The 10,478-nt window shown below is 71.7% G+C and carries 10 protein-coding genes; 8 read left to right on the forward strand and 2 right to left on the reverse strand.

The window, feature by feature from the left end:
- Positions 1-123 precede the first annotated feature (123 nt).
- Positions 124-357: an acyl-CoA carboxylase subunit epsilon gene (locus P2P98_RS05445; RefSeq protein WP_275797933.1), complete on the reverse strand. Its 234-nt coding sequence runs from the start codon at positions 355-357 to the stop codon at positions 124-126.
- A complete protein-coding gene (locus P2P98_RS05450) occupies positions 354-1,961 on the reverse strand; it encodes an acyl-CoA carboxylase subunit beta (RefSeq protein WP_275797935.1) in 1,608 nt (535 codons plus the stop codon). Before P2P98_RS05450 ends, P2P98_RS05445 begins: the two co-directional genes overlap by 4 nt.
- A gap of 172 nt (positions 1,962-2,133) precedes the next feature.
- Here P2P98_RS05450 and P2P98_RS05455 point away from each other — a divergent pair, with 172 nt between their 5' ends.
- From P2P98_RS05455 to P2P98_RS05490, 8 genes are all read left to right on the forward strand, one after another.
- The gene (locus tag P2P98_RS05455) at positions 2,134-2,916 is read left to right on the forward strand and encodes a biotin--[acetyl-CoA-carboxylase] ligase (protein ID WP_275797936.1); all 783 of its coding nucleotides are present in this window, start codon (positions 2,134-2,136) and stop codon (positions 2,914-2,916) included.
- Positions 2,917-2,976: 60 nt separating this feature from the next.
- Positions 2,977-3,531: a PH domain-containing protein gene (locus tag P2P98_RS05460; protein WP_275797938.1), complete on the forward strand. Its 555-nt coding sequence runs from the start codon at positions 2,977-2,979 to the stop codon at positions 3,529-3,531.
- Positions 3,532-3,815: 284 nt separating this feature from the next.
- Positions 3,816-4,949: a 5-(carboxyamino)imidazole ribonucleotide synthase gene (locus P2P98_RS05465; RefSeq protein WP_275797947.1), complete on the forward strand. Its 1,134-nt coding sequence runs from the start codon at positions 3,816-3,818 to the stop codon at positions 4,947-4,949.
- A 107-nt stretch (positions 4,950-5,056) separates the two neighbouring features.
- Positions 5,057-5,524 carry a 5-(carboxyamino)imidazole ribonucleotide mutase gene (gene purE, locus P2P98_RS05470; RefSeq protein WP_275797949.1) on the forward strand — a complete coding sequence of 156 codons (468 nt, stop codon included), beginning with the start codon at positions 5,057-5,059 and terminating at the stop codon, positions 5,522-5,524.
- The gene (locus tag P2P98_RS05475; protein WP_275797940.1) at positions 5,521-6,984 is read left to right on the forward strand and encodes an LCP family protein; all 1,464 of its coding nucleotides are present in this window, start codon (positions 5,521-5,523) and stop codon (positions 6,982-6,984) included. The genes purE and P2P98_RS05475 overlap by 4 nt, the downstream gene beginning before the upstream one ends.
- Entirely contained in the window at positions 6,981-8,084 is a 1,104-nt protein-coding gene (locus tag P2P98_RS05480) for a glycosyltransferase (RefSeq protein WP_275797942.1), read from the forward strand. Before P2P98_RS05475 ends, P2P98_RS05480 begins: the two co-directional genes overlap by 4 nt.
- 51 nt (positions 8,085-8,135) lie before the next feature.
- Positions 8,136-9,062, forward strand: a complete 927-nt coding sequence (locus tag P2P98_RS05485) for a glycosyltransferase family A protein (protein WP_275797944.1) — start codon at positions 8,136-8,138, stop codon at positions 9,060-9,062.
- A 23-nt stretch (positions 9,063-9,085) separates the two neighbouring features.
- Positions 9,086-10,478: hypothetical protein (locus P2P98_RS05490; RefSeq protein WP_275797945.1), on the forward strand; the 1,393-nt coding region annotated here is incomplete at its 3' end.

Below are 10,478 nucleotides of genomic sequence, written 5' to 3' on the forward strand. Positions count from 1 at the left end.
CGAAAACCGTCCGCGGTGGCCGGAACCGGCTCGATGAGCGGCCCGGCCGAACGCACAAAGCGTTCCAGCTCCTCCAGTATCCGCGAGGTGATCGAGCGCGTCTGTAGGTATTTCGGGGGACAGTCAGCCGGTGAACCCGCGCCAGCCGGCGTCGCGGTTCAGCGGGGCGCGCAGCCCCCGCGCGGTCAGCTCCCAGCTCGACCGCGCCGTGGCCTCGGGGGCCGTGGCATCCGCCCTCTCCCGCGCGTAGGCCTCGCCCACCACGACGATCGCCGCTGCGAGCTCCTCGGGCGTGGGAGTGCCGCGCACGACGCGCGCGACGGCCTCGGGCGGGTCCAGCGATGCGTCGTCGCTCACAGCGGGATGTTCCCGTGCTTCTTCGCGGGCAGGCTCGCGCGCTTGTTCCGCAGCGCCCGCAGCGCCTTGGCGATCGACACGCGCGTCTGCGCGGGCTCGATGATCCCGTCGAGCTCGCCGCGCTCGGCCGCGAGGAACGGGGATGCCACGTTGTAGGTGTACTCGTTCGCGAGGCGCGTGCGCACCGCGGCGACGTCTTCGCCCGCCTCTTCGGCGCGCTTGATCTCGCCGCGGTAGAGGATGTTGACCGCGCCCTGCCCGCCCATGACGGCGATCTCGGCCGTGGGCCACGCGAGGTTGATGTCGGCACCGAGCTGCTTCGAGCCCATGACGATGTACGCACCGCCGTAGGCCTTGCGCAGGATCACGGTCACCAGCGGCACGGTGGCCTCGGCGTAGGCGTAGAGCAGCTTCGCGCCGCGGCGGATGACGCCGGTCCACTCCTGATCGGTGCCGGGGAGGTAGCCGGGCACGTCGACGAGCGTCACGATCGGGATCGAGAACGCGTCGCAGAAGCGCACGAATCGCGAGGCCTTCTCGCCGGCGTCGATGTTCAGCGTGCCGGCCATCTGCGAGGGCTGGTTGGCGATGATGCCGACGGTGCGCCCCTCGATCCGCCCGAAGCCGATGACGATGTTCGGGGCGAACAGCGGCTGCACCTCCAAGAACTCTCCGGTCCCTGAGCCTGTCGAAGGGTCCACGATCCCCGAGATCACCGTGTGGATGTCGTAGGGCTGGTTGGGGGAGTCGGGGATGATCGTGTTCAGCGAGCGATCGGCATCCGTCGTCTCGAACTCGAACGGCGTCTCGTAGACCGGGATCTCGGCGAGGTTGTTGTCGGGCAGGTAGCCGATCAGCGTGCGCGCGTAGTCGATCGCGTCGTCCTCGTCGTCGGCGAGGTAGTGCGCGACGCCCGACCGGCTGTTGTGGGTGAGCGCGCCGCCCAGCTCCTCCATGCCGACGTCTTCGCCGGTCACGGTCTTGATGACGTCCGGCCCGGTGACGAACATCTGGCTGGTCTTGTCGACCATGATGACGAAGTCGGTGAGCGCCGGGGAGTACACCGCGCCGCCCGCGGCGGGGCCCATGATGAGCGAGATCTGCGGGATCACGCCGGAGGCCGCCGTGTTCAGGCGGAAGATCTCGCCGTACTTGCCGAGGGCGACCACGCCCTCCTGGATGCGCGCGCCGCCGGAGTCCAGGATGCCGATGATCGGGATGCCGCTGCGCAGCGCGAGTTCCATGACCTTGATGATCTTGTCGCCGGCGACCTCGCCGAGCGAGCCGCCGAAGGTCGAGAAGTCCTGCGCGTAGACCGCGACGGTGCGGCCGTGGATCGTGCCCGTGCCCGTCACGACCGAGTCGCCGTAGGGACGGGACTTGTCCATGCCGAAGGCCGTGGTGCGGTGGCGCACGTACTCGTCGATCTCGACGAACGAGCCCGGATCGACAAGCATCTCGATGCGCTCGCGGGCGGTGAGCTTGCCCTTCGCGTGCTGCTTGTCGCGGGCGGCGGCTTCGGCGTCGACGACCGCTTCCTGGTACCGGGTGCGCAGGTCGGCGATCTTGCCGGCGGTGGTGAAGAGATCGGGCTGGTCGGTCACGCCTTCCACCCTAGCGACAGCCTCCGCGGCGAGGTTGGAGGGTGCGCACAAGCGAAACGGTGAGGCGCTGTGGCATCCGTCCAGTCATCCGCTTCGGGTCGCTGGGCGCCGCCGCCGAAACGATGAAGCGCAAGCGGATGCCATCGCCTCGACGATTCTCTAGGGTGTGGGCATGCCGATCCCCGAAGCCGGATACCCGCGGACCGCCGCCGTCAGCCCCCGCGTCCAGGTGGTCGAGACCACCGGTTCCACCAATGCCGATGTCGTCGCGGCCGTGACGGCGGACCCGGCCGGCTGGCCGCACCTCTCTCTCCTCGTCACGCGCGACCAGCGCGCGGGGCGCGGGCGCCTCGATCGCACGTGGACCGCGCCCGCGGGAACCTCGATCGCCGTCTCGGTCGTCGTGGACGCCTCCCGCGTGCCGCTGCCGCTGCGGGGCTGGATTCCGCTGGTGGCCGGGGCGGCGATGACCCGCGCGGTGCGTGCGCAGCTCGGCGGGCACGGCGGCACAGTGGAGTTGAAGTGGCCGAACGACGTGCTCGTGGAGGGCGGCAAGATCTGCGGCATCCTGGCCGAAGCCGTGCCCGGAACCTTCGACACCGTGGTGGTCGGAGCGGGAGTGAACACCCGCATGAGCCGCGCGGATCTTCCCGTGGCGACCGCGACGTCGTTCGCGGCGCTCGGGGCGGAGTGCGACGAGGACCAGCTGCTGGCGGACTACGTCTCGGCGCTCTCGGAGTCGCTCGCGGCTCTCGCGGCCGGGCAGGAGGAACGCGTGCACGGCGACGTCGAGAAGCTCTGTGCGACGGTCGGCCGCGAGGTGTCGGTCTCGCTGCCCGACGGGACGACGCTGTCGGGCCGCGCGACGCGGCTCGACGAGACGGGCCGACTCGTCGTGGAGGCGGGGACGATCGTCGAGGCGGTGTCGGCGGGCGACGTGGTGCACGTGCGCTGAGGCCCCGGGCGCCCCGCGTGTGCGCCGCGGGCTGCGGGCGCGACCCCGCACAATGAGAGGGTGACCCAGCCGACCAGCTACGGAGGGCGCCCGCGTATGCCTGCGCCGGGTGCCGCAGCGCCCGAGCTGCGCATCGCGCGGATCCACGCGCACGCGCGACGTCTCGTGTGGTCGGCGATCGTGCTGATCGGCGTCGCCGGGGCGACGGCGTACTTCTACGACAATCTGCCCGCGCCGTTCGAGAACTGGATGCTGGTGAGCGCGGCGGCCGCGATCGTGCTGCTGCTCGTCGTGGTCCCCTACCTCGTCTGGCTGTCGCACACGTGGACGATCACGACCCGGCGCGTGATCGAGCGCTCGGGCTTCTTCGGCTCGCGCAGCCAGGAGATCTCGCACGTGCGCGGGTACTCGATCCAGATGCGCCGTGGCGTGCTGCAGCGCCTGTGGGGTGCGGGGACGCTGACGCTGTCGAACGGTGTCGAGCCCCCGTTGCGGTTGAAGAACGTCCCGAACGCCGTGCTGCTGCACGAGACCCTGGTCGACCAGGTCGAGGTCAACCAGATCCTCGCTCACCGCGACTCCCAGGCGTTCGGCTCCGGCGCGGTCGGTCTCTGACGCGGGCTGCGGTCTCGTCGCCGGCCGAGCCCGTCGAAGCCACTGGGGTCCGAGGGAGCTCCGGTCCCTTCGTCAAGCTCAGGGACCCCGGTCGCGTCGAGGTGGCTGAGCCTGTCGAAGCAACCGGCGTCCGGGGGAGTTCGGGTCCCTTCGACATGCTGAGGGACCCCGGTCGCGTCGAGGTGGCTGAGCTTGTCGAAGCCACCGGTACTCCCGCGCCGTCCCGCCTCGGCTCGCGCCCCCGCGAGCAGCCCGACAGAATGGATGCCGACGAAGGGAGCGGCATGACGCTGCGAGTCGGAGTGATCGGTGGCGGACAGCTGGCGCGGATGATGATCGCGCCCGCCGTCGAACTGGGGATCGACATCCGTGTCCTCGCCGAGGACGAGGGGATGTCGGCCGCGCTCGCCGCGTCCGCGGTGGGCGACTACCGCGACGCCGAGACGGTCCTAGCCTTCGCGCGTGACGTCGACGTGATCACCTTCGACCACGAGCACGTCCCGCAGGATGTCCTCGCCGCCCTCGTCGACGCGGGGGTCTCCGTCCACCCCGGACCCGCCCCGCTCGCCGTCGCCCAGGACAAACTCGTCATGCGGACGCGCATGGCCGAACTGGGCCTTCCCCAGCCCGACTGGGCCGCCGTCGCCGACGCCGCCGAGCTGCAGGACTTCCTCGACTCTCACGGCGGTCGTGCCGTGGTGAAGACGCCCCGCGGTGGCTACGACGGCAAGGGCGTGCGCGTCGTCTCCGCGGCGACCGAGGCGGATGACTGGTTCGCCGCTCTCGCCGAGGACGGCCACGGGGGATCGCTGCTCGCCGAAGAGCTCGTCGACTTCACGCGCGAACTCGCGCAGCAGGTGGCGCGCCGGCCGTCCGGCGAGGTGCGCGCCTATCCCGTCGTCGAGACCGTGCAGCGCGGGGGAGTGTGCGCCGAGGTCGTCGCACCCGCGCCCCGTGCCGACGGGCGTGTCCAGCGGGTCGCCGCCGACATCGGCGTCGCCGTGGCCGAGGGCCTCGGCGTCACCGGGATGCTGGCCGTCGAGCTGTTCGAGACCAGCGACGAGCGCATCCTCATCAACGAGCTCGCGATGCGTCCCCACAACAGCGGCCACTGGACGCAGGACGGTGCGGTCACCAGCCAGTTCGAGCAGCACCTGCGGGCGGTCCTCGACCTTCCCCTCGGAGCGACGGATGCCAAGGCCCCGTGGTCCGTCATGATCAACGTGCTCGGCGGGCCCGCCGAGGGGACGCTCGAGGAGCGATTCCCCGCGGCGCTCGACGCACACCCGCACGCCAAGATCCACACGTACGGCAAGGCTCCGCGCCCCGGCCGCAAGGTCGGGCACGTCAACGTGACGGGCGACGACCTCGACGACGCCGTGTACGAGGCGCGCGCGACGGCCGCCTTCTTCGATTGAGCTGAGCGTCTGAGCGCGCCGTTCCGCCTTCTTCCAGCGAGCCGCCCTAGCCTGGACCGGTGACCCGGCCGCTGCATTCCTCCGAGACGCCCGTGGTCGGCGTCGTCATGGGCTCCGACTCGGATTGGCGCGTGATGAACGCCGCCTCCGAGGTGCTGAGCGAGTTCGGCATCCCGCACGAGGTGGAGGTCGTCTCGGCCCACCGCACGCCGGACAAGCTCGTGCGGTACGGCCGCGAGGCCCGGAGCCGCGGGCTTCGCGCGATCATCGCCGGTGCCGGGGGAGCCGCTCACCTGCCCGGCATGCTGGCATCCGTCACCGCTCTTCCCGTGATCGGCGTGCCCGTCCAGCTGGCCACCCTCGACGGGCTGGACTCGCTGCTGAGCATCGTGCAGATGCCGGCGGGGATCCCGGTCGCCACGGTGTCGATCAACGGGGCGAAGAACGCGGGGCTCCTCGCCGCACGCATCCTCGGGTCGGCGGACGCCGAGATCGCGGATCGGATCGAGGCCTACGCCCGCGACCTCGAGAGTCAGGTCGAAGACAAGAACCGACGGCTCAAGGAGTCGCTGTGACCCTCGCGCCCCCGCGCGCGTCGTCGCGCTCGCCGCTGGTGGAACAGCGTCCGCTGCGCAACCCCGATCTCGGATCCACCGCGGTCATGACCCGGCGCGGTTGGTGGCTCGTCGTCGCGAACCTCCTCATCCCGGGCTCCGCTCAGGTGCTCGCGGGCAACAGGCGTCTCGGGCGCTTCGGCCTCGCCGCGACCCTGGCACTGTGGGTCGGACTCGTGCTCGTCGCTCTCGGCGCCCTGCTGGCGCCGAGCAGCCTGTTCGCTCTGGCGACCGGATCGTTCATCCCCGAGTTCCTGTCGTGGTTCCGCTGGGTTCCGCTGACCGTGGTCCAGGTGGTGCTCGTCGGATACGCCGTGCTGTGGATCGTGCTGACCATCGACACGCTGCGTCTCGTCCGCCTCGTGCGGACGGGGCCGCTCGCGCGTTTCGGGATCGCGATCGTGTCGATCGGCCTCACCAGCGCACTCGTGGCCGGCGCGGGCTGGGCGGTGCAGACCGCGGGGACGACGCGCGATGCCTTCGCCGACATCTTCGCGCAGTCGGCCCCGGTCGTGCCGCCCTCCGACGGCTACTACAACATCCTGCTGCTCGGCGCGGACTCGGGTGAGGGTCGCGACTCCATGCGCTTCGACAGCATCTCGGTGGTCTCGATCAACGCCGCTTCGGGTGCCGTGACGATCACCGGCATCCCGCGCGACATGCCCAACTTCCCCTTCGCGCCCGGACCCATGCAGGACAAGTACCCGAACGGGCACGAGGGCAAGTTCGACCCGGACTGCGGGTGGGGCAGCGGCATCAACCAGCTGCGCACCGAGGTCGAGGTCTGCCAGGACGGCAATGCTCTTTATCCGGATGCCAAGGCACACGGTTCCGAGCCGGGCATCGAGGCGACCAAAGACGCGGCAGAGGGCATCCTCGGCATCCAGATCCCGTACTACGTGCTCATCGACATGAAGGGCTTCGCCGACCTCGTGGACGCCCTCGGCGGTGTCGACATCACGGTCGATGAGCGCCTGCCGAAGGGCGGTCCCGCGTACGACGGGCAGCCCGTCGACGACTGGGCCTTCGGGTGGATCGAGCCCGGCGCGCAGCACATGGACGGCGACACCGCCCAGTGGTACGCGCGTTCGCGCTACACGACGAGCGACTTCGACCGGATGCGGCGCCAGCGCCAGCTGCAGGAGGCGATCCTCGCTCAGTTCACCCCGCAGAATGTCCTCGCCCACTTCCAGGACGTGGCGGCGTCCACGACCAACATCGTCGAGACAGATCTTCCCCAGGGGCTCATCGCTCCGACGCTGGTGGATCTCGCCCTCAAGGCGAAGGACCAGCCCGTCTCGACGATCGAGCTCACGCCCGAGGGGGGAGTCGACGAGTTCGACCCCGACTACGCCCAGGTGCAGCAGATCGTGCGCGACAAGCTTCACCCCCCGACCGAAACGGAGAGCCCCGCGCCGTGACCGTCACCCTCCGCGTCGTGCTGGACCAGCTCGTCGCCCCCACGTCCCGCGACCTCGCCGAGGCGTCGGTCTCGCTGACGCAAGCGCTCATCGACACCGCCCCGCGCGGATGCGACGTCGCGAGCATCGTTCCGGCACCCGGGCTTCCCGACGACGCCGGGGTCACCGGCCTGTCCGCCGAGACGCGCCTCCCGATGCGGCGGCGCGAGCTCGCGGCGTCCTGGCAACTGGGCGTCGCCCCCGGCGTCGGGAAGGGACTGATCCACTCGCCGACCGCTCTTGCCCCGCTTGTGCGCCACGACCGCGTCAACGAGACGCACCAGATCGTGGTGACCCTGTGGGACCTGCGCGCGTGGGAAGCGCCCGACGAACTGCCCCGCGCCGAGGCGCTCGCCTCGCGCGCGCTGCTCTCCCGCGTGACGAAGCACGCCGACGCCGTGGTCGTCCCGACCCACGCAATGGCCGCGCGGCTGGGAGAAGTGGCCAAGTCCAAGCTCGTGGCGAAGGTCCGCGTGATCGGGGGAGCCCCCGCCGCCGGCATGCGCGTCCCGTCCGACGCGGTGGGACGCTTGCGCGCCCTCGAGCTGCCGACATCGTTCCTCGCGCTCGCGGGCGGCCGCGCGCCGTCCGACGGACTCTCCGACGCGTTCGCCGCCGTCGTGGCGGCCGGCTGGGACGGCGACGTCGTCGTTCTCGACGTGCCCGAGGGTGAGGAGCCCGCCGTCCTCGAGGTCGCCGCCGCCGCCGGGGTCTCCGAGGAGCGCGTGCACGCCCGCGGTTCGCTCGACCAGTGGGACCGCGCCGCGGTGCTCTCGCACGCCGCCGCGTTCGTGACCGGGTGCGCACGGACGGACTGGCCCTGGCGCGCCGTGGACGCCCTGGCCGTCGGCATCCCGATTGTCGCGGTCGACACCCCCGCCCACCGGGAAGTGCTGGCGGATGCCGCGGCCCTCGCCCCCGCGGACGCCCTCGGGGGCGCGTTGGAGAGGGCCCTCGGGGACGACGGCGCACGGCTGCGCGTGCTCGCCGGCGACCGCGCCAAGGGCTTCGCGTGGGAGGCCTGCGCCGACCGGATCTGGGCGCTGCACGCCGAACTCTGAGACCGGCCCGGTGCCGCGTCTCGGCACTCTCCGGCCCCTATGCTCGGACGCATGCCTGCACGCGCCGGGATCGTCATCCGCACCCGTCACCGCCCGGCGTTCCTCCGCCGGGCCCTCGGCGACATCGCCGCCCAGCGGTTCGAGGACTGGCGGCTGATCGTCGTCAACGACGGCGGTGACGCGGCCGAGGTCGACGCCGTCGTCGAGACGGCGGGGCTCGGCGAGCGCGCCGAGGTGATCCACATCCCCGCGGGCGAGGGTGGGCGCTGCATCGCGGCGAACATGGGAGTGCGCGCCCTCGACACGGAGTACGTCGTTCTCCACGACGACGACGACCGCTGGCATCCCGCCTTCCTCGAGCGCACGGTCGCGTGGCTCGACGCGCACCCCGCGCACGGCGCGGTGTCGGCCGCGACCGAGATCGTGTACGAGGAGAACCGCGGCGGGACGTGGATCGAGGTCGGTCGAGCCCCGTTCTGGGCGGGCATGAGCCGGATCTCGCTCGGCGAGATGATGAGCGTGAACCGGGCCGTTCCCATCTCGGTCGTCTATCGTCGCCGCCTGCACGACGAGGTCGGCTGGTACGACGAGACCCTGGATGCCGTCGAGGACTGGGATCTGTATCTGCGGATCCTGCGCGAGCACGAGATCGGGTTCCTCGCGGGGGAGCCGCTCGCGTTCTGGACGCAGCGGCCCGACTCGGTCGGTCTGGACGCGAACAGCATGTTCGGTCTCGCGGCCGAGCACGCGCGCGACGACGCGGTGGTGCGCGACCGCGCTCTCGCCGAGTGGGTACAGCGCGAGGGCCCCGGGCTGCCGCTGTACCTCTCGTCCCTCCACACGCAGCTAGCCGCGCATGTCGACGCGGCCGTGGACCGTCTGAGGGCCGAGCTGCGCGAGGACATCCGTCGCGAGATCGACGCGCATCAGCCCCTTCTCTCGCGCGTTCGACGCCTTCGTCGACGCCTGGGGGCGTGACGGCCCGCCCGTAGAATCGAGGGATGCGTCTCGGTCGCCTTCGGGAGAGTGTCCGCCGTTCTCGCGAGCTCCGAGTCGTCGGACCGGTCGTCCGCGCCGCCGACCGCATCTGGTGGGCGCGCACGATCGGACGTTCGGAGCTGGTGGATGCCGAGTACTACGGCGCTCAGCTCGGGTTCCCGCGCGTCCCCCGCGCCGTCGCGATCGCGCACTATGTCGCGTGGGGTTTCCGCCGGGGGATGAGCCTGAACCCGCTCTTCGACGACATCGTGGCCGGGGGAGAGCTGCCCGAGGTGCTGCGCGTCCCGGCGCTGTACGCGTATCTCCTGAGCGAGCGTGAGACGGTTCGCGTGCACCCGTGGTGGGATGCCGAGGAGTACGGGCGCGAGCACGGCGGGCCGGGTCTCGAGCACGCCTGGGCGAACCGCGACGCCGAGATCGAGCTGACGGCCGTCGGCTGGGAGATGCGCATGCCGGTCGCCGAGGTGCGTCGGCGCGCCCTCCGCGCCGCGAGCACCTGGCGACGCCACCGGCACCACCCGTCGCCCGCCGGGGCGCCCGCCGCGGTCGGGTTGGTCCGCCCCCTGCAGGCGCGTGACCGCCGTTACGACGCCAAGCTCCGACAGGCGGCGGCGCGCGCCACCGTCGATCGCGTCGTCGTCCCGCTCGTCGGCGTCGATGCGTCGCAGTGGGTCTCCGCGCATCTGCTGGCCCACATCGTGCCCGACCTCGGCCTGCGGGGCGAGTCCCGTCGCGTGGCCTGGACGGAAATGCTCCGGGGCGCCACCGCCCGTCTCGAGGTCGACGTCGTCGTCGCCCTCGACCCGCGCGCGGAGTTCACCGACGACGAGATCGACGCGCTCGTCGTCGTCGCCCGGGAGGACGCGGCGGCGGTGCCCGCCCATCTCGCGCAGGACGGAACCGTCGACGGTCTCGGCGCAGCGGAGACCGGCGGCGCCGTCCCGTGGCCGATCCTCTCGGGGCATCCGTCGGAAGATCTCGACCCGCTCGACGAGATCGTCTCCGTGCCGCTCCTGCGCAGTCTCAGCGTGGCTGCGCCCCGTGCCGAGCTGCGCCCGATGCTCGAGCGTCCGGGGGTGCGGTCGGCGGCGTCGTTCGCGCGGGTCCTGCGGGAACGGCTGCCCGTCCAGGTCCTGACGACCGTGCGGCCGGTTCTCGAGGAGCCTCTGCTCGTCTTCGACGAGCCGCGCCCCTCGGTCGGAGCGGATAGCCGGGACCGCGAGGCCGCGACGGCACTGATCGAGGCCGCGGGGTTCGACGTCCGGGAGTGGCGCGGACCGACGAAGGGCGCGATCGAGCCGCGGCTCGCGTGGCGACGCCCCCACCCCGATGCGCAGCGCTGGGCGATCAAGACCTGCGCGCCCGCGGGACAGCAGGGCGCGATCTGGGGAGACG

This window comes from Microbacterium sp. Kw_RZR3, from assembly GCF_029222405.1.
Classification (GTDB): domain Bacteria; phylum Actinomycetota; class Actinomycetes; order Actinomycetales; family Microbacteriaceae; genus Microbacterium.